Origin of the sequence: Amycolatopsis sp. MEPSY49 (genome assembly GCF_051337345.1) — a bacterium.
Classification (GTDB): domain Bacteria; phylum Actinomycetota; class Actinomycetes; order Mycobacteriales; family Pseudonocardiaceae; genus Amycolatopsis.
Genome location: NZ_JBDLYJ010000024.1, coordinates 18,039 through 44,348 on the forward strand (window position 1 = coordinate 18,039; position 26,310 = coordinate 44,348).

Genomic DNA, 26,310 nt, shown 5'->3' on the forward strand with positions numbered 1-26,310 from the left:
AGGGCCCGGAAACGCCGGAAGCCCCGGACCGCGGTCCGGGGCTTCCAGGGGGAATCAGCTGTCGTAGCCGCGACGCGGGCCACGGCTCGGGCGGCCGTAGCCACCGCCGTTGCCCGAGCGGGGCTGACGGCCGCGGCCGCCGAAGCCGCCGGGACGACCCTCGCGGTCGCCACCGCGGTAGCCGCCACGCTCGCCGCCGCGGTCGCGGTCGCCGCCGAAGCTGCTGCCGCGGTCACGGTCGCCGTAGCTGCGCTCGCCGCGGTAGCCGCCACGCTCGCCGCCGCGGCCGCGGTCGCCGCGGAAGCCGCCGCCACCGCCGCGACGCGGGCTTTCGCGCCGCCGCTCGACGACCGGCTCGCCGCTGGGCTCGCGGGCGCCGGTGATGCGGGACAGCTCGGGGTCGCCCGGGCGGACCGTCGTCGACTCCGCGCGCACGCCGGCGCGGTCGGTCAGGCGACGGACCATCCGGCGCTGGTCGTGCGTCGCCACCGTGACGACCACGCCGGACGCCCCGGCGCGGGCCGTGCGGCCGGCGCGGTGCAGGTAGTCCTTGTGGTCGGCCGCCGGGTCGACGTGCAGCACCAGCGAGATGTCGTCGACGTGGATGCCGCGCGCGGCGACGTCCGTGGCGACGAGCACCGGGGTGTGGCCTTCCTTGAAGTCGGCCAGGACGCGGTTGCGCTGCCCCTGCGTCTTGCCACCGTGCAGCGCCGCCGCGTTCACGCCCTGCTCGCGCAGGCGCTCGGCGAGGCGGTCGACGTGGTGCTTGGTGCGCACGAACATGATCGTGCGGCCCTCGCGGGCGCCGATCTGCGTGATGACGTCCTGCTTGTCCTGGTGCGAGACCTGGAGCACGTGGTGGTCCATGGTCGTGACGCTCGCGGTCGACGGCGCCACCGAGTGCGTCACCGGGTCGGTCAGGTACTGCCGGACCAGGCGGTTGACGTCACCGTCGAGCGTCGCCGAGAACAGCAGGCGCTGCCCACCCGGCGGGGTGAGGTCGAGGATCTCGCGGACCTGCGGCATGAAGCCCATGTCGGCCATCTGGTCGGCCTCGTCGAGGGCGATGAAGTTGCAGTCGCCCAGCGAAGCGGTGCCCTGGCGGACGTGGTCGGACAGCCGGCCCGGCGTGGCGATCAGCAGGTCGACGCCGCGGGAGAGCGCGTCCGCCTGGCGGGCGAAGGCCATCCCGCCGACGGCCGTGCGGCACCACAGGCCCAGGGACTTGGCCAGCGGGGTCAGCGAGTCGGCGACCTGCATGGCCAGCTCGCGGGTCGGGACCAGGATCAGCGCGCGGGGGCGCTTCGGCCGGGCCTTGCCGCCGTTGAGCCGGGCCAGCATGGCCAGGCCGAAGGCGAGCGTCTTGCCGGAGCCGGTCTGGGCGCGGCCCAGCACGTCGCGGCCGGCCAGGGCGTCCGGGATGGTCGCGGACTGGATCGGGAACGGGGTGGTGATGCCCGCGTCGGCGAGCGCGCGGAGCAGCGGCTCCGGCAGGCCCAGCTCGGCGAAGGTCTTGGTGGCCACGAGCTCGACGGCGTCGTCGCGGAGCATGTCCCCACCGGCCGGGCGGGTGCGCGGCTTGCGGTCGGGACGGCCCGCGTGAGCGGACGTCGAGGAAGGGCCGGAGTTGAACGTGACGGTCACAAATGCCTCTCGGACATGGTTCGTCACAAGGAGGCCCGGGCTCCCCGCGCGCAGGCAGGGCAAGATGGTGTGCGGTGGGCGTTCACAGGGACGGACCCGGCACACTGTGTCTTGCGCTTTCCGACACTGCGCGCCGCTTGGGGGTTACGGATCACCGCGAGCCATTCGGTGGCTGTGCTTTCGGTGGCTCTGGAGGCGACGGACACCAACTACATCCACGCCGCCGGTTGCGGTCTGTATCGATAGTACCTGAGGGAGTCCTGGTCCTCCGCATGGAGGTGACCCGTTGTGGGCGGCGTCGCAGACGTGTTCCGTGCCACACCCGCGACGCCGCCGCGCGGCTACCCGAGCCCGGCCGCGGAAACGAGGTCCGCCAGCAGCCCGTCGGTGTTCGTGACGTGCTCGCCGAGCCCGCGGCCGTGGAACCAGCCGGCGAGGTTGCGCACGTCCCGGGCGAGGAACTCGGCGCCGCCGGGGTTGGCGACGACGTCGACGACCTGGGGCAGGTCGATCACGATCAGCCGGCCGCGGTGCACCAGCAGGTTGTACGCCGAGAGGTCGCCGTGCGCGAGCCCTTCCGCGGCGAGCAGCTCGAGCGCCGCCGTCGCCTGGAACCACAGGTCCTTCAGCTCGTCCGGGCCGGGCCGCACCTGGGCCAGCCGCGGCGCGGCCGTCCCGTCGTCCTCGCCGAGGAACTCCAGCAGGAGTTCGGTGCCGTCGCGCTGCACCGGGTACGGCACGGGCGCGCCGAGCGTCCACAAGCGACTCAACGCGGCGAACTCCGCGACGGCCCACTGTTCGGCGATGAGGTTGCGGCCGAACGCGGTGCGGTGCTCGATCGCGCGCATCTCGCGGGACCGGCGCATCCGCCGTCCTTCGAGGTAGCCCGCGTCGCGGTGGAACAGCTTGTGTTCGTCGCTGCGGTAGCGCTTCGCGGCGAGCAACGTGCCGGGCGTACCGGGCAGGCCGCGCCGCAGCAGGTGGACGTCGGCCTCCTTGCCCGTCTTGAGGACGCCGAGGTCGGTGTCGACCGCGGCGAGCTCGGTGACGACCCAGTCCGGCCGGGGCAGCGGGCCGTGTTCGGCGTCGTCCCAGGTGGACCAGCGGTCGGCGCCGTCCGGGAGCTGGTTTTCGGTGTAGGCGTCGTCGCGCAGCTTGGCGAGCCGGACGCGTTCGCCTTCGGTGAGCCGCCCGCTGCGGGTGGGCTCGGGTTCCTCGAACCGCCCGCGGCGGCGCGACCGCGCCTGACGGCGACGGGTGGGTTGTTCGTCGAACGAGTCGAAGTCTTCGAAGTCGTGCTGGCGCACTGGTGGGGTTCTCCTTGGTCAGGGATGCCCCACCGGGCGCGTGGTCAGCTCCGGGGGGCGGGTGGGTGAGGGCGCGAAAGGGCCCGGACATCCATCACGACGGCACCTCCCCGCTCTTCACCCCGGCTCCCTGCCGGTTGCGCTTCAGCTTGCCGGTTCGGTCACCCTCCGCGCAACCGAATAGCGCGAAAGGACCGTTCGCGACGTTTCCTTGAATTCCTTCGTCGGGCGTGGCCACGATGAACGGGCAGGCAGCACCCGAGGAGGGGCGGATGGATTCCTACGACGTCGTGGTCGTCGGCGGCGGGCACAACGGTCTGGTGGCGGCCGCGTACCTGGCGCGGGCGGGCCGGTCGGTGCTCGTGCTCGAACGGCGCGGGGAGACCGGTGGCGCCGCCGTGTCGTTCCGCGCGTTCGACGGCGTGGACGTCCGGCTCTCGCGCTACTCCTACCTGGTCAGCCTGCTGCCGAAGAAGATCGTGGCCGACCTGGGTCTCGAGGTCCGGCTGCTGCGGCGCCGGATGTCGTCCTACACGCCGAGGGGCGACACGGGTCTCCTTGTCGACACGGGCGACGACGACCGGACGGCGTCGTCGTTTCGCGCGGTCACCGGCTCCGCAGCGGACTTCGCTGCGTGGCAACGGTTCTACGCGCTGGCCGCCGGTGTGGCCGAGCGCGTCTTCGGCACCCTCACCGAGCCACTGCTGTCCGAAGTGGACTTCCGGTCGAGGGTGAACGACGCCGAGGCGTGGTCGGCGTTGTTCGAACGGCCGATCGGCGAGACGCTGACGTCGTGGTTCGGCGACGACACGGTCCGCGGCGTCGTGCTCACCGACGCGCTGATCGGCACGTTCGCTGCGGCGGGTGACGAGGACCTGCGGCAGAACCGGTGCCTGCTCTACCACGTGATCGGCAACGGCACCGGCGACTGGGACGTCCCGGTCGGCGGCATGGGCGCGGTCACCGGTTCGCTCGCGGCGGTGGCGGCCGCCGCGGGAGCGCGTCTCGTGACGGGTGCGGAAGTGCTGTCCGTCGCCCCGGACGGCGAGGTGCGCTACCGCCGCGACGACGCGGAGCACGTCGTACGCGGCGGGCACGTCCTGGCGAACGTCGCGCCGGCGACGCTCGCGAGGCTGCTGGGCGAGGAGCCGCCGGACCGGCCGGAGGGAGCGCAGCTGAAGGTGAACATGGTGCTGTCCCGGCTGCCGAAGCTGAGCGATCCGCGGGTCGACCCGGCTGAGGCGTTCGGCGGCACGTTTCACGTCAACGAGAGCTACTCCCAGCTGGAGGCGGCCTATCGCGAGGCGGCGGCGGGGAGGATCCCCTCGCTTCCGCCTTGCGAGATCTACTGCCACTCGCTGACGGACCCGTCGATCCTCGGCCCGGCCGAGCAAGCGGCGGGAGCCCAGACGCTGACGCTGTTCGGCCTGCACATGCCGGCCCGCCTCTTCGAGGGGCACAACGAAGAGGCACGCGAAGCGGCGTTGCGCGCGACGCTGGCTTCGCTGAACAGCGTGCTGGCCGAGCCCATCGAGGACTGCCTGCTGGTGGGCCCGGACGGCAGGCCGTGCGTGGAAGCGAAGACCCCGCTCGACCTGGAGGCCGAACTGGGGTTGCCGGCCGGCCACATCTTCCACCGCGACCTGGCGTGGCCGTACGCGGAAGACCCGGCGCAGCAAGGCAAGTGGGGCGTGGAGACCGAGCACGAGCGGGTGCTGCTGTGCGGTGCGGGAGCCATGAGGGGAGGTGGTGTGAGCGGCATCCCCGGCCACAACGCGGCAATGGCGATCCTGGGCGGCTGAGCGGAAGGCTTTTTTCCCGCAAGGAAGGCGACCGTCAGCCAGGCGCCTGCGCGAGCTGACCCATCCCGGGGTGGGTCGGCCCGCGCAGGGGCCTACTCCGATGGCGGACTTCCGCGGCGAACCCGGGCAGCGAACCCTGCTCGGGGGCGGGCCCACCGCCCGGCGGCGAGCCCGTCGCCACCGGTGATCACCTCTGGACGGCTGTCTGTGCGTCGTGCTCGGCGCACAGACAGCCGACCCCCGGGTCGATCCACTCGCGGCCGGCCCACTCCGGATGGCGTTCGACGAGCACCGAACGCACCTCGGCGGCGATCGCCTCCACGTCGAGCCCGGAGCGGCGCCGGTGCCAGGTCTCGTCCCGCAGCTCGCGCAGGTAGGCACGGACGTCGGTGAGCACCGCCACGCCGCCGACCTCTCCGTGCCCGGGCACCACAGTTCGCGGTCCGCCCGAAACCAGCCGGTCCAGCACCGAAATCCAGCCCACGGCCGTGACGTCCGTGTCGTGCGGCGGGAACCACGGGAGGATCGCGAACTGCCCGGTCTCGGCCAGGTCGCCGGTGAACAGGACACCGGCGTCCGGTACCTCGACCACCTGGTCACCGGTCGTGTGCCCCCGGCCCGTCGGCCGCAGCCGGACGGTCCGGCCGCCGAGGTCGAGCTCCCGCGCGACGTCGTACACCTCGTCGGGCACGGGCACCCGGACGTCCTCGAGCCGGGCGGCCACCACCGGGTCGAGGCCGCGAAACATCTCGAGGTAGCCGGCGCCCTTCGTGGCGAGGTCGTCGGCCTGGGCGCGGTTGGCCAGGTACGTCGCCGCGCCGGCGAACACCTGCGAACCGTAGGCGTGCTCGGGGTGGAAGTGGGTCGTCGTCAGGAACAGGCGGCGGCCCGCTGCCACCGACGTCGCGAACGCGAGCACCTCCGCCGCGTTCGCGACGCCGAGGCCCGTGTCGACGACGAGGACGGCCTCGGTGCCGCCCACGACGCCGATGTTGGGCACGAGGTCGACGCCGTGGTTGGGGATCACCAGCAGGTCCGGCGCGAGTTCGACGGCGTCGGCCACCCGCACGGCGGGATCGGTCATGTCGGTCATGACCCGATTCCACCGCCGGACCGGGCCGGCCGTCCAAGACCGATCGGGAGGTGCCGATACCAGGAGAACATCGTCGCCGGTCAGCGCTACTGTCGGCGCATGGCAGTCGATCAGGAACTGGTGGACGCGGCGATCGCGCTGGCGCGCGACCGCTTCGGCGGCACGGCGTGGTCCGGGGCGGCGGCCCTGCGCCTCGACGACGGCACCGTGCTGACGAGCACCGCGCCGGACTTCCCGAACCAGGCCGTCAGCCTGTGCCACGAAACCGGCGCGATCTGCGAAGCCTTCAAGCTCGGGCGGCGCGTGACCGGCTCGGTCTGCGTGACCGCCGCGGACGAGGAGCGCGGCTACTGGATCCTGGCGCCCTGCGGGGTCTGCCAGGAACGGCTCTTCGCCCACGGCGCGGACGTCGAGGTCGCCGTCCCCGAGCCCGCGGACCCGCGCCGGTGGCGGGCGCTGCGGCTGCGGGACGTCCAGCCGCACTGGTTCGCGCGCGTCTTCCCCGACGACGTCTGGCCCTACGAAGCCGGGCGTTGATGGAGCTGCGCACGCTGCGGTACTTCGTGGCGGTCGCCGAAGAGCTCCACTTCGGCCGGGCCGCCGCGCGGCTGCACATGAGCCAGCCGCCGCTGAGCCGCGCCGTCAAGCAGCTGGAGGCCGACGTCGGCGCCGTCCTGCTGGTGCGCTCGGCCGCGGGCGTCGCGCTCACGCCCGCCGGAGCGGCGCTGCTCGACGAGGCCCGCGCCCTGCTCGAGCAGGCCGACCAGGCGCGCGTGCGCGTGGCGTCGGCTGCCGGGGCCGCGGCGATCACCGTCGGCATCCTCGCCGACAGCGCCGACCCCGACGCGACCCGGCTGGCCGACGCGTACCGGCGGCGGCACCCCGGCGTCGAGGTCCGGGTTCGCGACACGGACCTGACCGACCCGACGTGCGGGCTGCGCGCCGGCCTCGTCGACGTCGCGCTGACGCGCGGACCGTTCGACGACGCCGGCCTGACCGTGCACCGGCTGCGCGAGGACCCGGTGGGCGCGGTCCTGCGCGCCGACGATCCGCTGGCCCGCCGCGACCACCTGGTGCTCGCGGACCTGGCCGACCGGCGGTGGTTCCGGTTCCCGGACGGCACCGACCCGGTCTGGCAGGCGTACTGGCACGGCGGCGAACCGCGCGACGGACCGGTGGTGCGCGGCGTCCAGGAGTGCCTGCAGGCCGTGCTGTGGAACGGGACCGTCGGCCTGATGCCGCTCGGCCACCAGCCGCCGGGCGACCTGACGGTCGTGCCGCTCACCGACCTGGCGCCGAACCCGGTGGTCGTCGCGTGGAAGGACGCCGGCCCGCTCGTGCGGTCGTTCGCCGAGCTCGCGACGGCCGCCTATCAGACGACCGGCGGCCGGCGGACGTCGTAGAGGTCCCAGTCCAGCTGCCAGAACGCGTCGATGCCGTGCTCGCGGATGTACTTGCGCTCGGTGTCGTGCACCGGGTAGCAGCCGGCGATGCTGACCGGCGGGCCGCCGATGTCGATCAGCGTGTACTGGTGGGCGTCGAGGCCCGCGGGCGCCGACACGGCGAACGCCGTCATCGCGGACTCCGGGGCGATCGGCTGGCCGAAGTCGATGGTGTCGCCGTAGACGAACGGGCACGTGCCCCGCAGCTGCTCGGCGAGGTAGCCGATGGCCAGCGCCCACACCGGGTCGTCGGACCGGACGCTGATCCACAGCTCCGGTTTCACGCCGTGCCACTCGGCGTGGTCGGCGAGCGAGAGACCGTAGGTCGCGCCGGTCAGGTATCTGGGCTCGGGTTCGTCGGCGAAGACGAACGCGATGACGTCGTCGAGCCCGGCGTGGGTCGACGGGATCGGCTGCAGCCGGGGCTCGACGTCCCCGGTCAGGGTGTCGAGATGGGCGACATACCGCTCGGCACGGCTCGGCATGGCGCGCAGCATACGACCGGGCGCCGCGCGGTGCGGGGGAAGCCCGTTGGCCCGGGCGCGGCACTTTCGGGCAGGGTGGGGGACATGCGAGTGCTCGTGATCGGAAGCGGAATCGGCGGCGCGGCAACGGCGTGGCACCTGGCGGGCCGCGGCGCGGAGGTGGTCGTCGCGGACGCGGCCCGCCCGGGGACGGCGACCGAAGCCGGCGCCGGGATCGTCAGCCCGTGGACGTCGCGCTGGGAGGACGCGCTGTACCCGCTCGCCTCGGCGGCGGGCCGGTACTACCGGGAGTTCACGGCTTCGCTGGCGGACTCGTCGTTCGAAGTGGTCGGCGGGATGGTCGTCTCGGCCGACGACGCCGAGCTGGCCGAGGCACACGACCGGCTGACGGCGCGGGCGGCGGACGCGCCCGAGATGGGCGAGGTCAGCCGGCTCGACCCGGCCCAGGCGCGCGAGCTGTTCCCGGCGTTGGCGCCGGGGCTGGGCGCGGTGCACCTGACCGGCGCAGGCCGCGTCGACGGCCACCAGCTGCGCCGAGCCCTCCTGCTCGACGCCGAACGCCGGGGCGCGAAGTTCGTCGAAGGCGAGGTGGCTTTCCGCGCCGACGGGACGGTGGCGAGCCCGGACGGCCCCCTGGAAGCGGACAGCGTGGTGGTCGCGGCGGGCGCGTGGAGCCGTGAACTGCTGGCGCCGCTGGGGATCGACCTGCCGGTGACGCCGCATCGAGGCCAGATCAGCCACTTCGACCTGCCGGACACCGAGACGGCGGCGTGGCCGGTGGTGCTGCCCCGCACGAGCCACTACCTGCTGGCGTTCGCGGGCGGCCGCGTGGTGGCGGGCGCGACGCGCGAGGCGGAGGCTGGCTTCGACTACCGCGTGACGGCGGCGGGCCAGCGCGAGGTGCTGGACAACGCGCTGACGGTGGCGCCCGGCCTGGCGAACGCGACGTTGGCGGAGACCCGGGTCGGCTTCCGCCCGGGCACGCCGGACGGGCTGCCGATCCTGGGAGCGATCCGGCCGGGCCTGGCGGTCTCGACGGGGTTCGGCGCGGGTGGGCTGACGAACGCGCCCTTCGCGGGGAAGCTCGTGGCGGCGGTCGCGCTGGGGGAGGACCCGGGCTTCGATTTGACGCCGTTCTCACCGGAGCGGTTTTGAGCGAGTACCGCCTCCGCCCGGCGACGGAGGAAGATCTGCCGAGCTTGCTGGCCATTCTCGACGGCGCGATCGAGTGGCTGGGTGGGCAAGGAACGGACCAGTGGCAGGGAGCGAGGTGGCGCGCGGAGGAGTTGAGCCCGGACCTCGCGACGGGTGGCCTCCGGGTGGCGGAGATCTGCCCGGACACCTCGCCGGCGGGTGGCCTTCGCGCAGAAGCGGCCGGGCCGGCGACAGAAGCGGCGACCAGTGCTTCGCCGGCGGGTGGGCTTCGCGTGGCTGAGGCCGGGGTGGCCGCGTCGGCGGCTGTGGCGGAAGTTGCGGGGACTGGTGCTTCGCCGGAGGGTGGGCTTCGCGTGGCTGAGGCCGGGGTGGCCGCGTCGGCGGCCGCGGCGACCGGTGCCGCGCTCGCTGTTGCCCCCGCCGGTGGGTTCCGGGTGGCCGTGTCCCCGGGACCGGTCGCCGTCGGCACCATGGTTCTGCGGGACGCCCACCCCGCCGATCTCTGGCACCCCGCCGACGATCCCGGCTCCGCGCTCTACCTCCACCACCTCGCCGTCGGCCGCGCCTTCGCCGGGCGACGCATCGGCGCCTGGCTGCTCGACCAAGCCGCCGCGGAAGCCGGGCGGCGCGGGAAGCGATACCTCCGGCTCGATGCCTGGACCAGCAACACCCGGCTGCACGACTACTACCGCAGCCAAGGCTTCCGGCTCGTGCGCTTCGAAGACGACACCTCCGGCGCCCTCTTCGAACGGCCCGTCAGCCCTCCGTGACCAGCTCCAGCGCGTGGTCGCCGGTGCGCTCGACCGTCATTCCCGCCTTCGCGATCACCTTGACCAGCTGGTCCACTGTGGACGGTTCCGCGCGCGTCTCCGCCAGCGCCCGCGCCAGGCGGCCCTTGTACGCCTTGTTGAAGTGGCTGACCGTCACGCGCTCGCCGCGGGCGTTCTCCGTCACCACGCGGACCGTCACCGCGTCCGGGCGCAGCTTCGCGAACGCCGAGTACGTGCCCGACCGCAGGTCCACCACCAGGCCCTCGACCTGCTGCAACACCGGCTCGAGGACCGGCTTCCAGTGCCCGCGGATCGTCCCGACCGACGGCAGCGAGTTCTCGCCCGAAAGCCGATACGCCGGGATCGGGTCGGTCGCCGACACCACGCCGAACAGCGACGACGTCACCGCCAGCCGACGGTGCGCTTTCTCGAGGCCCGCCTTCGTGAAGCTCTTGACGTCGAGCGCGTCGTACAGGACGCCCGTGTAGCGGCGCAGCGCCGGCATCGTCGGGGACGTCCACAGCTCCGCGTTGCGCGTCACCTCGCCGGCCTGGCGCTCGGTGATGCCCAGGGCCGCGATGCTCGCCGGGACGTCGGCGGCCAGCTCGGCGAGCGCGTCGGCGAGCTTCGCGCGCGCCGGGTTCAGCTCGGGGAACGACAGCGCGCCGAGGTCGAGCGGGCCGCCGCGGCCGCCGTCGGCCTTGGTCTCGGATGGGGGGAGGAGCACCAGCACGCAGCGAGCCTACTGCGCCGCTGTTTGTCGATCCGGCCACAGCCACGGCCGAATGGCTCGTCGGCAAAGGTCGCGTGCCGCCGAGGGGCGGCCTGCTTTTGGCCGGATCGACAAATCGGGATGCGGGGACGCCGCCGTCCGGCCTAGCCTCCGGGCATGGACCTGACCTGGCGCCCGCTGACCCTCGACGACGTCCCCGCGCTCACCCGCCTGTACGCCGCCGCCGAGGAGATCGACCGGACGGGTGACCACTTCAGCGACGAAGACCTCCGCGACGAGCTGGTCGCGCCCAACGTCGACCTGCCCCGCGCCACCATCGGCGCCTGGGCGGGCGACGCCCTCGTCGGCTACGGCCTGATCCGCCGCCGCGACGCCGCGAACCCGGTGCACATGATCCGGCTGCAGTCGGTCGTGCACCCGGACCACCGCACCGACGCCGTCGGCGCTCACCTGGTCGAGTGGCTGACGCGCACGAGCCGCGACGTCCACGAGCGCGCCTTCCCGGGCGCGCCGATGGAGCTGCACCACGGCCAGCACCAGAACGAGCGGTGGATCGCCGGCGTCCTCGCCGGCGCGGGCTTCACGCACCAGCGGACGATGGTCAACATGCGCGTCGGCCTCGCCGACCTGCCGCCGCAGCCGCCGCTTCCGGACGGCATCACGGCGGAGCCGTTCGACTTCAAGCACGACCTCGCCGCGCTCGACGCCCGCAACGACGCCTTCGCCGGCCACTGGGGCAGCACCGTCTACGGGCCGGACGCCTGGCACCACCTGGTCACCGGCTCCAAGGACTTCCGCCCGGACCTGTCGTTCCTCGTCCTCGACGACGACAAGGTCCTCGCGTTCGTGCTGAGCCACTTCTACGAGTCCGAAGCCGCGGCGACGGGCATCCGCGAGCACTACGCCACCTGGGTGGGAACGCGCGAGGCGCTGCGCGGCCGCGGCGTGGCGTCGGGGCTGCTCGGGCACACGCTCCTGGCGGCGAAGGCGGCGGGATTCGACCGGTCGGCCCTGAACGTCGACGTCGACAACGCGCACCGCGCCCTGGGCGTTTACGAACGGTGTGGATTCCGCGTCGACGACGAATGGCATGTGTACGTGCTGTCCTGAACTGTCCTGCACTGTCCGGGAAATGGGACGCCCCACCGCCGATCGGGGAATGGACGCTGTTCGTACCATCGCCCTATGAAGCCGAATTCCGCTTCCCCGGGTGCGAGAGCATTGGCCGCGTCGCTGCGGGAATTGCGCATGGCGCGGGGCAAAGGTCTGCGCGAACTGGCCCGGATGGTGCGGATTCTCCCGCAGCTGCTGTCGGCGTGGGAAAAGGGGCAGCGGGTGGCGTCCCCGGAGGACGTGGCCCGGTTGCTGGGCGCCCTCCAAGTCGACGACGCGACCTACGACCGCATGATGCGCCTGGCCAGGCGCGCCAAGGACGACAACTGGCTCGATTCCAACCCGTCGGATCTCCCGCCCGCGCTGAGCGGCATCGTCGAGTACGAGCGCACCGCCAGCCACATCTCGAACTGGTACCACGCGATCGTGCCGGGACTTCTGCAGACCGCCGACTACGCTCGCGCGATTCTGAGCAATTCGGAGATCGGCCTGGAGCAGGCCGACGCGATGCTCATCGCGCGGCTGAAGCGGCAGCGCATTCTCACGAGGGCCGATCCGGTTCGGTTCGCCGCACTCGTCGGCGAGGTCGCGATCCGTGAGAGGATCGGCAGCGCCGACATCATGTCGGACCAGGTTGATCACCTGCTCGCGATGATGGCGCTGCCGAACGTTTCCCTGCGGATTGTGCCCGCGAACATCGGCTATCACCCCGGGTTGATCGGCTCGTTCATCTTGTACGAGTTCGTTGGTCTGCCGCCGATCGTGCACCTGGAGAACTCGCACGCGACTGCGTTCCTCCACGAGGATGATGTCGTCGGCAGGTACCGGAAACAAGCTAAGATGCTGGCTGGCAAGGCATTGAGTGAAGGCGACACCCGAGACTTGCTCCGGGAGGTCGCCCGATAACCCGGGAGGCCTCGGCGTGAGCGACATGGTTTGGCGCAAGGCGAGCTACAGCGGTGCCGAGTCCAACTGCGTCGAGGTCGGGTGGCGCAAGGCGAGCTACAGTGGCGGCCAATCGGACTGCGTCGAGGTGAGGCTCGACCGCGCGATCGGCATCCGGGACACGAAGGCCCGCGAGCAGGGGCAATTGACCGTCACCCCGGCCGCGTGGACCGCCGTCCTCAGCTCTCTACGAGGTTGAGCAGCTCCTCACCCGCCACGTACCGCCGCAGCTGCTCCGCCGCCAGCTTCTTCGCGCGGGGATAAAACGATGCCGACCCACCGGCGATGTGCGGAGTGATGACCACGCCCGGCACCGTCCACAGTGGATGGTCGGCGGGCAGCGGCTCCGGATCGACGACGTCCAGGCCCGCGCGCAACCTCCCGGACCGGGTCTCGGCCAGGAGGGCGTCCGTGTCGATGGCCGTGCCGCGGCCGACGTTCACCACCAGCGCGTCGTCCGGCAGCGCCGCGAGGGCCTTCGCGTCGAACAACCCACGCGTCGCCGGGGTGTCCGGGAGGATCAGCACCACGATGTCGGCGTCCGGCAGCAGCCCCGGCAGCTCGTCGACGGCGTGGACGCCCGGACGCGCGTGGCTCGCCACCCGCGTCACCACGGCCTCCGCCGCCACGAGCTGACGCTCGATGGCCTGCCCGATCGAGCCGTACCCGACCAGGAGCACCCGGCTGTCGGCCAGCGAGCGCGTGTGCTCACGCGTCCACTCACCGCGCGTCTGCTGCGCGAACCACCGCGGCAGGTCCCGCTGCGCCGCGTGGATCAGCGCGAGCGCGTGCTCCGCGACGCTTAGATCATGGAGTCCCCGCCCGTTCGCCAACCGGACGTCGTCGGGCAGCAACGGCACGATCGCCTCGACCCCGGCCGACAGCGATTGCACCACGCGCAACGCCGGCAGCTCCTTGATCAGCTTCGGCGGCTCGGGCCCGCGGTCGTAGGGCAGCACGTAGAACTCGACGCCGTCCAGCCCGTCCGGCGGCGGCGCGACACCGTCGTAGTAGGCGGCCTCGACCCCTTCCGGCACGTCGATGTCGGTCCACGGCAGCAGTACGCGAGCGCTCATGCCGCCTTTCTACCCCGCGCCGGCCGGGGCTACCCGCTCGGTGGATTCCCGCAGGCGATCGGCCCATTCGCGGGACGACCGGGACAGTGCTTCGGCGACTGCGGCGCGGATCTGGTCCTGGCTGCTCGTCCGGTCGGCGGCCTCGACGAGAACGCAGCGGGAAGCGCGTGACAGCCCGCCGATGATCTCCTGGATCCGCGGGGGCCGGGCTTCCGTCGCCGGGACGTCGCTCCGCGCGCCGTTGTCGAGGAGGACGGCGAAGTCCGGGCGGAGCCGGCCGGCCGCCCAGTCCGCCACTTCCGCCAGGTCGTCCGCGCTGATCCCGGCGGACTCCGTCAGCCGGTCCGACGGCGAGTCGATCAAGCGCTCGACGACCACGACGGCGCCGGCTTCGAGCGCCGGGAGGATGTCGCGGTGGACGCTGTCGGCGCGGACCGCTGCTGCCGCGAGGAGCCGGGCTCGCGCGGAGGTCAGTGCCGCGCCGGAGACCAGCGCCTGGAACCGGGGGTCGTCTTCGCCGGGATCGGGGGCGAAGACGACCGTGCGGACGCCGGCCCGGCCGAGCCAGCCGGCGAGGGCGGCCGCGTGCACGGCGGTGTCCGCCGAGGATCTGCCCTCCACCGCGACGACGAACCCGGTCTTGCGCCGCGGGTACCGCCGCGCGAGGGCGCGCAGGTCGCCGCGGATGCGGACCGGCCGGCCGGCGTTCATCCGGCGGTAGGCGAGCAGGCCGGCCAGACAGGCCAGGAGCGCGGCTCCGAACAAGACCGGCCGGGTCGCGTCGATCCGCAGCTCGCCGCCGAAGACGGAGATCGTGCGCTCCTGGACCAGCCCCACCAGGAGGGGGACGACGGCGACGGTGCAGCCGAGGACGATCTTCAGCAGAGCCTGGTAGATCGCGTTGACCCGGCCCCGGACGTCGTCGTCGATGCGGGAGCCGATGACCGTCACCCCGGTGAGGAACGTGGCGCCCGCGCTCGCGCCGACGAGCAGGACGGCGACCATCGAGACGAGGAGGTGCGGGGACAGCGCCACCAGGACGAGGGAGAACCCGGCCAGCATGATCGTGACGCCGAAGAGCCGTTCGTGGGCGAGCCGGGCGGCCAGCTTGGGGGCGAAGACGATGCCCAGGCCGAGGCCGACGAACACGGCGGCGAACAGCAGCCCGAAGCCCGCTTGGCCGGCCAGCACGCTTTTGGCGTACGACTGGGCCGTACCGACGACCGCCCCGCCGGCGGCGAACGCCCCGACCGCGCCGATGAGCAGGCCGCGGACCAGGGGCGTCGTCCGGACGAAGCGGCCGGCGTCGCGCAGCATGGCGACGAAGCCGCCGGAACCGGGCTCATCAGGAGCCGCCGCCCGGCCGGGTCCGGCCGAGCCGGACAGCTCGGGGATCCGGCGGGCGATGACCACGGCACTGCCCAGGTACAGCGCGGCGGCGAGGACGATGGCCAGCTTCACGGGACCGTTCGCGCCGAGGAGGTCGTCGGGCAGCCGCAGCGACGGGCCGATGCCGGTGAGGGCGTACAGCCCGCCGGCCGCGACCACCGAGATGCCGTAGGTCATCGCCAGGCCGAGCTGGTTCGCGGTCTCCACCTGGTCCGGGCGGTGCAGCAGATTCGGTGCCGCGGCGTCCTTGGCCGGGATCCACAGCATCGCCACGCTGCTGGTCAGGAAGCTGCCGACGAACGGCCACCACGGCAGGTCGACCACGACGACGGACAGCAGCAGCAGACAGCGGAGCACGTCACCGACCGCCATCACCACGCGCCGGTCGAACCGGTCGGCGAGCAGGCCTCCCAGCGGTGCGAAGAACAACCCGGGGAGCAGGTTGCTGAAGACCACACCGGAGAACGCGAAATTCTTGACCGCGTCGGTGCCGGCCGCGTTCGAAACCAGGTCGGCCACCGCGAGCAAGGCGAGCCAATCCGCGGTGCTGCACAGGAACGTGACGCCCCAGAGCCGCCGGAACGGACGGATCGCCAGGACTCGGCGCACCCGTTCGGGCATCGGCAAGCCGGCTGCCGTCACGGGCGTGACCCGGGGGCTGTGCCGCAAGGTCGGCTCACGAAAAGACCCGCGAATCGTCGTTCTTCCCGAGGTTTCGCCACACTGTTCCCCCAGACGGCTCCGACACCCTCCGGCGGAAGCTACACCACCTCCTCATGCCCTTTCCCCGAGCTACCTCACCCGGATACGCAGAACTCGTTGCCCTCCGGATCGGTCAGCACCGTCCACGCCAGCCCCGGCACCGAATGCTCCGCCACTTCCTTCGCACCCAGCCCGACCAGCCGTTTCACCTCCGCCCCGCGATCGTCGCCGCCGAAGTCGACGTGCACTCTGTTCTTGCCCGCGCGGGGCTCCGGCACCCGTTGCAGCCCCAGCGGCAGCCCGCCCTCGGGCGGCGCGAGCACCAGGAACTCGCCGCCGTAGTCCTGGGCGACCGTGGTGCCCAGCGCCGCCGTCCAGAACTCCGCCAGACCGCGCGGGTCCGCGCAGTCGATCGTGATCATGCCCATGTGAATCGCCATGCCCTCGAAGCTAGCGGCCACCACCGACAAAAACGGGCGGCCGAGTAACCCGTTGGAGTCACGGCCGGGGGAGTGACTACCCTGAGCGGGACTTTCACACCCGCCCGGAGCAGGGAGCCCCGCAGTGATCACCAGGACTTCGTCGTTGTTCCTTCGCACCTTGCGCGAGGATCCGGCGGACGCCGAGGTACCGAGCCACCGGCTCCTGGTACGCGCCGGCTACGTCCGCCGGGTCGCCCCGGGCGGGTACTCGTGGCTGCCGCTGGGCCTGCGCGTGCTGCGCCGCATCGAGAACGTCGTGCGCGACGAGATGAACAAGATCGGCGCGCAGGAGATCCAGTTCCCCGCGCTGCTGCCGAAGGAGCCCTACGAGGCCACCGGCCGCTGGACGGAGTACGGCGACAGCCTCTTCCGCCTCAAGGACCGCAAGGGCGCCGACTACCTCCTCGGCCCGACGCACGAGGAGCTCTTCACGCTGACGGTGAAGGGCGAGTACAGCTCGTACCGCGACTACCCGGTCACGCTGTACCAGATCCAGACCAAGTACCGCGACGAAGCGCGCCCCCGCGCCGGCATCCTGCGCGGCCGCGAGTTCGTCATGAAGGACTCCTACTCCTTCGACCTCGACGACGAGGGCCTGGAGCGCTCCTACCAGGCCCACCGCGAGGCCTACACGAAGCTGTTCGACCGGCTCGGCCTCGAGTACGTCGTCGTGAAGGCGACGTCGGGCGCGATGGGCGGGTCGGCGTCCGAGGAGTTCCTCGCCGTCGCCGAGACGGGCGAAGACACCTACGTCCGCAGCACGGAGTCGGGCTACGCGGCGAACGTCGAAGCCGTCGTCACGCCCGCGCCCCCCGCGCAGCCGATCGAGGGCCGCCCCGAGGCGCAGGTGCACCACACGCCGAACACGCCGACCATCGAGACGCTGGTCAACTTCCTCAACGACGCGAACCTGGGCCGCACGTTCACCGCGGCCGACACGCTGAAGAACGTCATGCTCAAGACGCGTCAGCCGGGCGCGAAGGAGTGGGAGCTGGTCTGCGTCGCGCTCCCGGGCGACCGCGAAGTGGACATGAAGCGCCTCGAGGCGTCGCTGGAGCCCGCCGAGGTCGCGCTGCTCGACGAGGCCGACTTCGCGAAGAACCCGTTCCTGGTCAAGGGCTACATCGGCCCGAAGGCGCTGCAGGACAACGGCGTGCGCTACCTCGCCGACCCCCGGATCGTCCCGGGCACCGCCTGGGTCACCGGGGCCGACAAGGTCGACCACCACGTCGTCGACCTGCTGGCCGGCCGCGACTTCACCCCGGACGGCACGATCGAGGCCGCCGAGGTCCGCGAGGGCGACGCGTCGCCGGACGGGCAGGGCACCCTGGTCGCCGCGCGCGGCATCGAGATCGGCCACATCTTCCAGCTCGGCCGCAAGTACGCGGACGCGTTCGAGCTCGACGCGCTCGGCCCCGACTCCAAGCCGATCCGGATCACGATGGGTTCGTACGGCGTCGGCGTCTCGCGGCTGGTCGGCGTCCTCGCCGAGCAGAACCACGACGACCTCGGCCTGATTTGGCCGCGCGAGGTGTCGCCGTTCGACGTGCACATCGTCATCGCGGGCAAGGACGAGGCCGTCGCGGCCGGCGCCGAGAAGATCGCCGCCGAGCTGGACGCGGCGGGCATCGAGGTCATCCTCGACGACCGCAAGGCCACCCCGGGCGTCAAGTTCGCCGACGCCGAGCTGGTCGGCGTGCCGACGATTCTGGTGGTCGGGCGCGGCCTGGCCAACGGCGTCGTCGAGGTCAAGGACCGGCGGTCGGGCGAGCGCGAGGAGATCGCGGTCGACGCCGTCGTCGAGCACCTGGTCAAACTCGTCCGCTCCTGATGGCCCGGCACCCGGACGACCCGACGCCGGGGTACGAGGACAACGCGGCGCTCCGCGGGTTCGGCGGGTACGAACCCGCGGACGCGCCGACGCCGCCGCGCGCGCGGCCGAAGCGGATCCGCCCGGCCGCGAAGCCGTTGAAGTGGCGGCGGGCGCCGTGGTTCGGGCTGGTGTTCATCGCGTTGATCGCCGGCGTGCTGAACGCGCTGGGTGTCGGCAAGCCGCGGCCGGCGGCGTCGTCGCCACCCGCGCCGCTGGTCGTGACGCCTTCGCCGCGGGTGACAGTGCCCGCGTTGACGAGCGGCTGGCAGTCGGTAGCGGGCCGGGACGGTTCGTACGCCTACGACGTCCCGCCGAACTGGGAGCCGGCCCCGACCACGCAGCACGGCTGGGACTCGCCGTCGATCCGGCTGATCACGAGCGCGTTCCTGGGCAAGGACTTCTGCGGTCGCGACACCCTGGGCGGCGCGGGCGTCACCACCGAACCCCTCGCCGATCCTGAGGCGGCGGCGCGCAAGGCCGCGACGGACCTGGCGGTGGGAGCGTACGGCGGGACGTCCCAGGTGAGCCCGGGCTCGGACGCCGAGCTCACGAAGGCCGACGGCACGAAGGCCACGGCCCGGGTGGTCGTCGCGAAAGTGGCTCCGGCGGCAACGGGCGAGTGCGCGGCGAAGCACGCTTTGGTGGTGGCGATGGGCTTCGGGACCGGCTCGGGCGCGTCCGGCGTGATGGTGGCGTACGCGGACAGCGATCGTTCCGGACCGACGATCCGCGAGGACCTCGTCAAGATCGTGGAGAGCTACCGGTTCGTGCCGGCGGCCGGCCGCGGCACGACCACTCCGCCGCCGACCACCTACCGCTGACCGCCGAACTTCGGCAGGCTGTGGTGCCATGACCGGTGATGCGGACAGACGGCTGGACCGGATCCGGACCGGCGCGTTCGGCGTGCTGGCCGTCAGCGGGTTCCTGCTCCTCTTCGGACCTCTGCTGGCGAAAGCGTGGATCTGGCTCGTCGAGCCGCGGAATCCGGACTGGTGGGCCGCCGGTGGGCAGTGGGTGGGTGGCGTCGGGACGATCGGCGCGGTCGTCGTCGCGCTGTGGATCGCCATCCGGGACAACCGGGTGGCGCGCGCGGAGCGGGTCAAACGCGACCAGCGGGAACGCCAGGAGCAGGCCGCCAAAGTCACCGCGTGGATCGAAACCACCGAGGGCGGCGGCGTCGACATGGTCGTCTCCAACGCGAACGCCGAAGCCGTCAACCACGTCGTCGTCTCGTTCGACCTCGTGCGGCACCTGCCGATGACCGGGTCCACCCTGCACCGCGGGCCGGTCATCGAGGACGACGAGTACCTCTACGCCATCCTCCCGCCCGGGAAGTGGCGGATGCCGATCCGCGAAGGGTGGCAGCGCCCGGACATGACGCCCGGCGTGATGCTCGCCTTCACCGATTCGCGGAACGGCCACTGGCTCCGGCTGACCGACGGCAGGCTGATCGAGAAGGACCAGAACGTCGTCAGCCGCCGGAAGATCCGGTTTCCGCAGCGGATCAGCGTGCCCGAGAGCTACTGACCAGCTTCGCCAGCTCCCGCAGCCGGACGTCCGGCAGGTAGGCCCGGCCGAGCGCCAGCCCGATCCGCGGCAGGTCGGCCACGTCCCGGTACGCCAGGTACAGCGGCACGCGCCGGGGCTGGAACTTCGCCTTGAACGCGTGCAGCGACCGGAACCCGTAGTACGGCTCCATGACCCGGCCCAGCGATTCCAGCGCCCGGTCCAGCGTGCACGCCGGAGAAGCGCTGCGCGCCAAGGGCGCCCCCGACAGCGACACGAACCGCGCCCCTTCCGCACGGAACGCCATGCACGCCGACGCGATCAGGAACTCCATCACCGGCCGGAAACCGTGGGCGCTGCGGCGCATGACGTCCAGCGTCCAGCCGCCGACCTGGCCCGCGCCCGTGTACACCGGCAGCCACGACGTCACGCCGTGGACCGTGCCCTCGGCGTCCACCGCCAGGCCGACCCGCGTCGCCGGGTCCATCGCCTCGTCGAGCCCGCCGAGGGTGAAGCCCATCTCCGGCATGCCCTTGTCCGCCATCCACTCTTCCGACAGCGCGCGGACCTGGGCCAGGATCGGCTCCGGCTGGTCGGCCAAGCGGACCAGCCGGAACTCGATGTCCTGCTTGCCGGCCTTGTTCAGCGCCGACCGGACGTCCTGCCACGCCTTGCCGCGGAACTCCAGGCCCTCCAGGTCGAGCACGTTGTCCTCGGCGACCTGGACGTGCTGCCAGCCCAGCTCGCGCGTGGCCGCGACCGTCTCCTCCGTCGCGGAGAACACGCACGGCACCAGGCCGGTGTTCTCGCACATCGAGGCGAACTCGGTGACGGTCGCCGCCGCCGTGCCGTCCGGCGCGATCGGGTCGCCGAGCGCGACGGCGACGCCCGCGTGCTTGCGGTAGGCGAGGTAGGACCGGCCGTCCTCGCGGACGAAGTACGTGTTGCGCGGCCAGGTCGTCATCCACGACAGCGTGCTGCCGCCGTGCCGGTCGAGCAGCGTCCGGGCCAGCGCCGGCCCGGGTCCTTGCGCGTGGCGGCGCAGCCGTCGCTTCGACGGGACGCGGAACGCGTGCTGCGCGGCGATCAGCACGCCCAGCTCGACCGTCCACAAGAGATTGTCCACGAAGAACAGCGGCAGGCCGGTGGTGTCGTACTCCGACCCGAAGACCTCGGCCAGCCCGTAGACCGTGGCCGCGGCGAGCCCCTGCACGGTGACGAAGACCGACAGCGCGACCGCCCAGCGCCACGCGACGCGGCCGCCCTTGCGCAGCCCGTTGAGCATCGGCACCACGACCAGCACGAGGAGCGCGAGCTCCGGCGCCGACAGCGAAACCCCTTCGTCGGAGCCGAACGGGCCGTCGCCGGGAACCAGGAACATGACGATCTCGGCGATGGTGAGCAGCAGCAGGCCGGCGACGGTCAGCAGCCGCCACTCCCGCGCGTTCGGGCCCGCCGACGGCACCCGGCGGGAGCCGACGAGCCGGTTGCCGAGCGGGATCGCCAGCAGCAGCGCGAAGAAGTGGACGAGGTCGGCGAGCGTGCCGACGTAGACGATCGCGACCCCGGCGTACACGCAGAGCCCGGCCCGCAGCCGCAGCGCCCACGGCGGCCGCAGCGTCGCGCTGGCGACGGCGACCGCGGCCAGCGCGCCGCCGGAGAACCCGACGTCGAGGCTGCCGCCCATGCGTTCGGCCCACAGCCAGCCGGAATTGCGGCACAGCGCGAGGAACTGCGTCGCGACGAGGACCGAGACGAACTGGCCGCCGATGGTCACGGCCATCGCGCGCCGCGTTCCCAGCTGCCACTCGGCGAAGCCGGCGAAGAGCGCGAAGCTGCCGACCATCGGGAGGTAGAACCACGGGACGACGGCGAAGAACGGCCCGGTGAGCATCGTCCACCACCGGCCCGCCTCCAGCGACGGCAGCCCGTAGGCGATGAACGGGTAGGCCGCGCGGTCCTCGGCGGCGTTCCACAGCGCCCCGGTCGCGACGGCCAGCACGAGCATGGCGAGCACGACGGTGCTCGTGAACGGCAGACGCTGTCTGAGCACCGCGGCCGCGCCCCGGATGCGTCCCCCTCCGGCGGTCACGGCCGCCGACGCTGCTTCAGTCATGCGGGACAGCATGGCGAGTGCCGGCCCCTACCCACATCGGGCAAACGAAGGAGATTGACCCCTAAGGGGTCGTCCCTTCGAATGAGGGTTGACCCCCTCTGAAGGACGACTCTCAGCCGAAAACGGCCGTCCGGACGGCGTCGGTGTCGGCGAGATCCGGCAGCACGGTGTGCGCGCCCGCCGCCCGCAGTTCCTCGGCGGTGTAGTGCCCGGTCGCCACCGCGATCGAAACCGCGCCGTGGTGCAGGGCGGCGTCGACGTCGTTCGGGGTGTCGCCGATGACGACCACCGCGCCGGCGGCGAACTCCGTGCCGTGCTTGGCCGCGGCGAGCGACACCGCGTGCGGCACGAGGTCGGGGCGGTGCGCCGACAGCGTGCCGTAGCCGCCGATGTCGAGGTCGAGGTGCTCGTGCAGGCCGAACGCGGCGAGCTTGTGCCGCGAGATCTCCGGCAGGTTGCCGGTGACGAGCGACTGGACGACGCCGTCGTGCCCGGCGAACGCCTTCAGCGCTTCGGCGGCGCCCGGCAGCGCGCGGCCGGACGTCGGGAGGTGCTCGACGGCGCGTTCGGACTCCGCGATCAGCGCCAGCCAGAGCGCCTGGAGCAGCTCCTCGGTCGGTTCGATGCCGTGGGCGGTGAGCAGGTCGGTGCTGATCGCCCGCTCGGTGCGGCCGCCGAAGTCGGGGTAGGAGACCAGCTCGGTCCCGGTCGTCGCGGCGAGCGCCGCCGCGTACCAGGCGGAGCCGAGGCCGGTGAAGTCCACCAGCGTGTGGTCGATGTCCCAGAGCACCAGCCGTGTCTTCGTCACGCTGCCGAGGCTACCGGTGACTCAATTCAACACGCGTTGACTTTCCTGGGTCGTGGTCGTACCTTGGCCAGTAATTCAACACATGACGAATAACTGGAGGTTGTCATGACCGGTCCCGTCCGGCGCCCCGCCGGGGCGCTCGCCTTGGTCGCCGCCGTGGCCGGCGCGCTGGTCGCCGTGGTGCTCGGGTTCCTCACCTTCGGCGCGCAGGCCACCGCCGCGCCGGACGGCGTCCCGGTGGCGGTCGCCGGCCCGCCGGAGCTCGCCCAGCGCATCGCGGCGCATGGTGGCGGCCAGCTCGCCTGGACCGTCACGACCCCGGCCGAGGCCCGCCGGCTGCTGGAGGACAAGAAGGTCTACGGCGTGCTCGAACTCGGCTCGCCCGCGACCGTCGTGACGTCGGGGGCGGTCAACCCGGCCGGTACGCAGGTCGCGCAGCAGGCGCTCACCGCCGGGGCGGCCGCGCTGGGCGGCGCGCCGAAGCAGGAGGTGCTGCACCCCGTGAGCGTCGCCGGCCGGACCGCGCCGCTGGCCGCGTCCGCGCTCGCGTGGATCGGCGCGCTCGTCGCGGGGCTCGCGCTGACGCAGCTGGCCAAGCGCAGCGGCCGCACGATCGGTGCCGGCGCGCGGTTCCTGCAGGTCGTCGGCGCCGGTGTGCTGGTGACGGCGGCCGTGGCGGGGTTCTTCGCGCTCTGGGACTCCGCGCTGCCGCTCGACGCGAGTGTCCTGGGGTTCGTCTTCCTCGCGGCGACGGCGTTCGCGGCCCTGCAAGCGGGTCTGCTGCGCGTGCTGGGCCTGCGCGCGATGGTCGTGCTCGGCCCGCTGTACCTGGTGGCGCCCGCGGTCGCCGGGCAGGTGCCCGAGCTGCTGAACCCGGCCTACCGCACGCTGCTGTGGTCCTGGACGCCGTTCCGCTTCTCGACCGAGGGCCTGCGAAGCCTGCTGCAGGGCGTGCCGGACGCGCCCGACGTCACGACCGGCGTCTGGGTGCTCGGCGCGCTGCTGGCCGCGGGCCTGCTGGTGGCGCTGTGGCCCTCAGCCCGCGAGCAGGCTGAACCGCACCTTGCGGACCGGGTTGTCGAGGTTGGTGTCCACTAGGCAGATCGACTGCCAGGTGCCCAGCGCGAGGACACCGCCGAGCACCGGGATCGTCGCGTAGGGCGGCACCAGCGCGGGGAGCACGTGGTCACGGCCGTGGCCCGGGCTGCCGTGCCGGTGCCGCCAGCGGCCGTCGCGGGGGAGCAGCTCGTCGAGCGCGGTCAGCAGGTCCTCGTCGCTGCCCGCGCCGGTTTCGAGGATCGCCAGGCCGGCGGTGGCGTGCGGGACCCAGACGTGCAGCAGGCCGTCCGCCGCGTCGGCGTCGCGCAGGAACTCCTCGGCCTCGTGGGTGAGGTCGTGGACGACGGCTTCGGCGCCGGTGCGGACTTCGATCTCGGTGGAGTACATGGGTTCCAGCCTAGGCTCAGGTTTCCAGGTAGCGCAGCACCGCGAGGACCCGGCGATTGTCCCCTTCGGACGGTGGCAGGCCGAGCTTGCCGAAGATCGACGTCACGTACTTCTCGACGGATCCGGCCGAGAGGAACAGTTCCGCGGCGATCGCGGAGTTCGACCGGCCCTCGGCCATCAGGCCCAGGACTTCGCGTTCCCGCGGGGTCAGGCCGCTGAGCGCGTCGGTCTGGCGCGTCGCCGAGAAGAGCTGGCTGACGACTTCGGGGTCGAGGACCGTCTCGCCGTCGGCGACCCGGCGCAGCGCGTCGAGGAAGTCCGAGACCTCGGCGACGCGGTCCTTGAGCAGGTAGCCGACGCCGCCCGCGCGGTCGGCCAGCAGCTGGGCCGCGTACTTCGTCTCGACGTACTGGGAGAACAGCAGGATCGCGTGGCTCGGTGACTCGCGGCGCAGCGCGATCGCCGCTCGCAGGCCCTCGTCGGTGTGCGTCGGCGGCATCCGGATGTCCACAATGGACACATCGGGGGTGTGCTCCCCGACGGCGGCCCGCAGCGCGTCGGCGTCCTTCACCGCGGCGACGACCTCGTGGCCGCGGAAGGTCAGCAGCTCCACGAGACCCTGGCGCAGGATGGTGGAGTCCTCCGCGATGACGATCCGCATGCCGCGACCCTAGCGGGGCAGCGGGACCCGCGCGGTCACTTCGGTCGGACCACCCGGCGGGCTGGTGACGGCCAGTTCGCCGTCGACGGTCCGCAGCCGTTCGGCGACCCCGGCCAGCCCGCCGCCCGGGAGGAGCCGGGCGCCGCCGGGGCCGCGGTCGCGCACCCGCAGCCAGAGGACGTCCCGCTCCTCGGTGACCTCGACGTGCGTGGTCCCGCCGTGCTTCGCGGCGTTCGTGAGCAGTTCGGCGGCACTGAAGTAGACGATCGTCTCGAGCGACGGCGGCGGGCGGCGCGTCAGGTCGACGGTGACCCGCGCGTCCATGCCGGACGTCGCGACGAGGGTGGCGAGGGCGACGTCGAGCCCGGCGTCGAGGGCGGCGGGGTGGATGCCGCGGGCGAGGTCGCGCAGCTCGGTCAGCGCCTGCTTGGCGTTGGCGTGGGCCGCGGTGACCAGCTGCTTGACCTGCGGCAGATCGGCGTTCTCGAGTTCGTCCTTGGCCAGCCCGAGCTTCATCGCCAGCGCGACGAGCTGGGCCTGGGCGCCGTCGTGCAGGTCGCGCTCGATGCGCCGCAGCCGCAGCGCGGCGTCTTCGACGGCGGTGGCGCGGCTGGCCTCGAGGTCGCGGACGCGTTCGGACAGCTCCCGCGTGCCGAGCAGGCCGACGACCAGCAGCCGGTCGAGCGAGACGAAGGCGTGCGTGACCCACGGGAGGGCGACGAGCACCAGCAGCCCGGACGCGGACCAGGCGAGCGCGCCGGGCCAGTGCTCGGCCCGGATTTCGAAGACCGGCAGGGCCCGCTCGCCGAGCGGGAACCAGAAGACGGCGAAGGGGGTCGCGGCCACGGCGTAGAGCGTCCCGGCGATGGTCGCGAACAGCCCGGCGAGGGTGAGGGGCAGGCGCAGGAGGAGATAGCCGGCGGCGCGCCAGCCGGCGGGGTCGCCGACGCGGGCCTTGACCCAGGCCCAGAGGCCGGGCTTCAGCTCGGGCCGCCGTGGGGCGGGGACGCTGACGCCGAGGAGGGCTCGGGCGAGTTTCCGGTGGGCGGTGCCGAGGCCGCGGGCGTAGAGGATCGCGCCGGCGAGGACGAGGAACCCGAGGAGGACGGGGGTGAGCCAGACGCCGAGCGCGAGGAGGGCCAGGAAGCTGACCAGGGCGAAGACGGTGAGCGGCGCGGAGAGCCAGAGCCAGAGGTACTCGGCCCAGAAGTCCCGTGTGGCGAGCGGCCCGAAGACGCGGCGCAGGGGGTGGTCGGTGCTGGTCACGGATCCAGTCTGGCTGGGGCGGGGTCGGGTGCCCATCCGGTTTTCCCCCGGTCCCGGCCCCGGGATCCACCGGGCGCGGGGGCGCCCCCCGTTTTCCGCGCTACCGGGAGGCACCGACAATTCCGGCGGCCGAAAGTCCGCGCCGGCCCGCCCCGGATGTCATGAAAGAGTCGTTCATGTCGTCCGGCGCCATGAACGACTCTTTCATGACGTCGCAGCCTGCCGCCGAAACCCCCGGAACGAGTGACGGCCACTCCGAAACTCCTCGAAGTGGCCGTCACCAACCCAGGCTCACGGGGCGTCCGGGTCGTCCTCCCGGGCCCGCTGCGCCGCTTCGCGCATCTCGATCACGTCGGTGAGCCAGTCGCCCGTCTCGCGGGCGATGTCGCGGATCGCGCCCGTGATGATCGACGCTATGTTGCCGACGTGCGTCGCCGCTGATTCGGTGATCACCTGCAGGGTGTCCTTCTCGCGCTCGAACTGGCCCACCATGTCA

General features: G+C 72.6%; 26 protein-coding genes. 12 read left to right on the forward strand and 14 right to left on the reverse strand.

The features are described 5' to 3' along the window. Positions 1-54: 54 nt before the first annotated feature. On the reverse strand, positions 55-1,644 hold the full coding sequence (locus tag ABFJ78_RS48565; RefSeq protein WP_436394412.1) for a DEAD/DEAH box helicase: 1,590 nt from the start codon (positions 1,642-1,644) through the stop codon (positions 55-57). 341 nt (positions 1,645-1,985) lie between these two features. After that, the gene (locus ABFJ78_RS48570; protein ID WP_436394413.1) at positions 1,986-2,951 is read right to left on the reverse strand and encodes an RIO1 family regulatory kinase/ATPase domain-containing protein; all 966 of its coding nucleotides are present in this window, start codon (positions 2,949-2,951) and stop codon (positions 1,986-1,988) included. A 272-nt stretch (positions 2,952-3,223) separates the two neighbouring features. Between ABFJ78_RS48570 and ABFJ78_RS48575 the strand changes: the two genes are divergently transcribed. Then, positions 3,224-4,753: a phytoene desaturase family protein gene (locus tag ABFJ78_RS48575; protein WP_436394414.1), complete on the forward strand. Its 1,530-nt coding sequence runs from the start codon at positions 3,224-3,226 to the stop codon at positions 4,751-4,753. Between the two features lie 187 nt (positions 4,754-4,940). On the opposite strand, the gene ABFJ78_RS48580 is transcribed toward ABFJ78_RS48575, so the two are convergent. Then, complete coding sequence (locus ABFJ78_RS48580; RefSeq protein WP_436394415.1) at positions 4,941-5,846, reverse strand: MBL fold metallo-hydrolase; 906 nt, start codon at positions 5,844-5,846, stop codon at positions 4,941-4,943. 99 nt (positions 5,847-5,945) lie between these two features. Here ABFJ78_RS48580 and ABFJ78_RS48585 point away from each other — a divergent pair, with 99 nt between their 5' ends. Together ABFJ78_RS48585 and ABFJ78_RS48590 are read left to right on the forward strand one after the other, a co-directional pair. Next, a complete protein-coding gene (locus ABFJ78_RS48585) occupies positions 5,946-6,383 on the forward strand; it encodes a cytidine deaminase (RefSeq protein WP_436394416.1) in 438 nt (145 codons plus the stop codon). Continuing rightward, complete coding sequence (locus tag ABFJ78_RS48590) at positions 6,383-7,249, forward strand: LysR family transcriptional regulator (RefSeq protein WP_436394417.1); 867 nt, start codon at positions 6,383-6,385, stop codon at positions 7,247-7,249. The genes ABFJ78_RS48585 and ABFJ78_RS48590 overlap by 1 nt, the downstream gene beginning before the upstream one ends. Here ABFJ78_RS48590 and ABFJ78_RS48595 read toward each other — a convergent pair. Further along, positions 7,219-7,773 (reverse strand): suppressor of fused domain protein, encoded by a 555-nt coding sequence (locus ABFJ78_RS48595; protein ID WP_436394418.1) that lies wholly within the window; start codon positions 7,771-7,773, stop codon positions 7,219-7,221. The genes ABFJ78_RS48590 and ABFJ78_RS48595 overlap by 31 nt on opposite strands. Positions 7,774-7,857: 84 nt before the next feature. Here ABFJ78_RS48595 and ABFJ78_RS48600 point away from each other — a divergent pair, with 84 nt between their 5' ends. Together ABFJ78_RS48600 and ABFJ78_RS48605 are read left to right on the forward strand one after the other, a co-directional pair. Then, positions 7,858-8,928, forward strand: coding sequence for an NAD(P)/FAD-dependent oxidoreductase (locus ABFJ78_RS48600; RefSeq protein ID WP_436394419.1), 1,071 nt, complete (start codon positions 7,858-7,860; stop codon positions 8,926-8,928). Positions 8,929-9,281: 353 nt separating this feature from the next. Beyond that, a complete protein-coding gene (locus ABFJ78_RS48605) occupies positions 9,282-9,698 on the forward strand; it encodes a GNAT family N-acetyltransferase (protein ID WP_436394420.1) in 417 nt (138 codons plus the stop codon). On the opposite strand, the gene yaaA is transcribed toward ABFJ78_RS48605, so the two are convergent. Then, a complete protein-coding gene (yaaA, locus tag ABFJ78_RS48610) occupies positions 9,685-10,431 on the reverse strand; it encodes a peroxide stress protein YaaA (RefSeq protein WP_436394421.1) in 747 nt (248 codons plus the stop codon). The genes ABFJ78_RS48605 and yaaA overlap by 14 nt on opposite strands. A gap of 156 nt (positions 10,432-10,587) precedes the next feature. Here yaaA and ABFJ78_RS48615 point away from each other — a divergent pair, with 156 nt between their 5' ends. From ABFJ78_RS48615 to ABFJ78_RS48625, 3 genes are all read left to right on the forward strand, one after another. Next, positions 10,588-11,541, forward strand: a complete 954-nt coding sequence (locus tag ABFJ78_RS48615; RefSeq protein WP_436394422.1) for a GNAT family N-acetyltransferase — start codon at positions 10,588-10,590, stop codon at positions 11,539-11,541. Positions 11,542-11,616: 75 nt separating this feature from the next. Next, complete coding sequence (locus tag ABFJ78_RS48620) at positions 11,617-12,450, forward strand: helix-turn-helix domain-containing protein (RefSeq protein ID WP_436394423.1); 834 nt, start codon at positions 11,617-11,619, stop codon at positions 12,448-12,450. A gap of 25 nt (positions 12,451-12,475) precedes the next feature. After that, the gene (locus ABFJ78_RS48625; protein ID WP_436394474.1) at positions 12,476-12,688 is read left to right on the forward strand and encodes a DUF397 domain-containing protein; all 213 of its coding nucleotides are present in this window, start codon (positions 12,476-12,478) and stop codon (positions 12,686-12,688) included. Here ABFJ78_RS48625 and ABFJ78_RS48630 read toward each other — a convergent pair. From ABFJ78_RS48630 to ABFJ78_RS48640, 3 genes are all read right to left on the reverse strand, one after another. Then, entirely contained in the window at positions 12,669-13,565 is an 897-nt protein-coding gene (locus ABFJ78_RS48630; RefSeq protein WP_436394424.1) for a 2-hydroxyacid dehydrogenase, read from the reverse strand. The two genes, ABFJ78_RS48625 and ABFJ78_RS48630, sit on opposite strands and share 20 nt — an antisense overlap. Before the next feature lie 9 nt (positions 13,566-13,574). Then, positions 13,575-15,596 (reverse strand): MFS transporter, encoded by a 2,022-nt coding sequence (locus ABFJ78_RS48635; RefSeq protein WP_436394425.1) that lies wholly within the window; start codon positions 15,594-15,596, stop codon positions 13,575-13,577. Between the two features lie 155 nt (positions 15,597-15,751). After that, the gene (locus ABFJ78_RS48640) at positions 15,752-16,096 is read right to left on the reverse strand and encodes a VOC family protein (RefSeq protein WP_372670799.1); all 345 of its coding nucleotides are present in this window, start codon (positions 16,094-16,096) and stop codon (positions 15,752-15,754) included. Positions 16,097-16,220: 124 nt separating this feature from the next. On the opposite strand from ABFJ78_RS48640, the gene ABFJ78_RS48645 reads away from it, so the two are divergent. The 3 genes from ABFJ78_RS48645 to ABFJ78_RS48655 are packed head-to-tail and all read left to right on the forward strand — an operon-like array spanning position 16,221 to position 19,538. Then, on the forward strand, positions 16,221-17,969 hold the full coding sequence (locus tag ABFJ78_RS48645; protein ID WP_436394426.1) for a proline--tRNA ligase: 1,749 nt from the start codon (positions 16,221-16,223) through the stop codon (positions 17,967-17,969). Beyond that, the gene (locus ABFJ78_RS48650; protein ID WP_436394427.1) at positions 17,969-18,832 is read left to right on the forward strand and encodes a hypothetical protein; all 864 of its coding nucleotides are present in this window, start codon (positions 17,969-17,971) and stop codon (positions 18,830-18,832) included. The genes ABFJ78_RS48645 and ABFJ78_RS48650 overlap by 1 nt, the downstream gene beginning before the upstream one ends. Positions 18,833-18,860: 28 nt before the next feature. Beyond that, entirely contained in the window at positions 18,861-19,538 is a 678-nt protein-coding gene (locus ABFJ78_RS48655) for a hypothetical protein (protein ID WP_436394428.1), read from the forward strand. Here ABFJ78_RS48655 and ABFJ78_RS48660 read toward each other — a convergent pair. Both ABFJ78_RS48660 and ABFJ78_RS48665 read right to left on the reverse strand, forming a co-directional pair. After that, on the reverse strand, positions 19,516-21,633 hold the full coding sequence (locus ABFJ78_RS48660) for a bifunctional lysylphosphatidylglycerol flippase/synthetase MprF (RefSeq protein ID WP_436394429.1): 2,118 nt from the start codon (positions 21,631-21,633) through the stop codon (positions 19,516-19,518). The genes ABFJ78_RS48655 and ABFJ78_RS48660 overlap by 23 nt on opposite strands. A gap of 112 nt (positions 21,634-21,745) precedes the next feature. Continuing rightward, on the reverse strand, positions 21,746-22,441 hold the full coding sequence (locus ABFJ78_RS48665) for a haloacid dehalogenase-like hydrolase (RefSeq protein ID WP_436394430.1): 696 nt from the start codon (positions 22,439-22,441) through the stop codon (positions 21,746-21,748). A 105-nt stretch (positions 22,442-22,546) separates the two neighbouring features. Here ABFJ78_RS48665 and ABFJ78_RS48670 point away from each other — a divergent pair, with 105 nt between their 5' ends. After that, on the forward strand, positions 22,547-23,539 hold the full coding sequence (locus tag ABFJ78_RS48670) for an ABC transporter permease (protein WP_436394431.1): 993 nt from the start codon (positions 22,547-22,549) through the stop codon (positions 23,537-23,539). On the opposite strand, the gene ABFJ78_RS48675 is transcribed toward ABFJ78_RS48670, so the two are convergent. From ABFJ78_RS48675 to ABFJ78_RS48690, 4 genes are all read right to left on the reverse strand, one after another. Further along, positions 23,477-23,887, reverse strand: coding sequence for a secondary thiamine-phosphate synthase enzyme YjbQ (locus tag ABFJ78_RS48675; protein ID WP_086680010.1), 411 nt, complete (start codon positions 23,885-23,887; stop codon positions 23,477-23,479). The genes ABFJ78_RS48670 and ABFJ78_RS48675 overlap by 63 nt on opposite strands. 16 nt (positions 23,888-23,903) lie before the next feature. Continuing rightward, the gene (locus ABFJ78_RS48680) at positions 23,904-24,548 is read right to left on the reverse strand and encodes a response regulator transcription factor (protein ID WP_436394432.1); all 645 of its coding nucleotides are present in this window, start codon (positions 24,546-24,548) and stop codon (positions 23,904-23,906) included. Between the two features lie 9 nt (positions 24,549-24,557). Further along, positions 24,558-25,850 (reverse strand): sensor histidine kinase, encoded by a 1,293-nt coding sequence (locus tag ABFJ78_RS48685; protein WP_436394433.1) that lies wholly within the window; start codon positions 25,848-25,850, stop codon positions 24,558-24,560. 255 nt (positions 25,851-26,105) lie between these two features. Beyond that, positions 26,106-26,306: a hypothetical protein gene (locus ABFJ78_RS48690; protein ID WP_086846523.1), complete on the reverse strand. Its 201-nt coding sequence runs from the start codon at positions 26,304-26,306 to the stop codon at positions 26,106-26,108. Positions 26,307-26,310 lie beyond the last annotated feature (4 nt).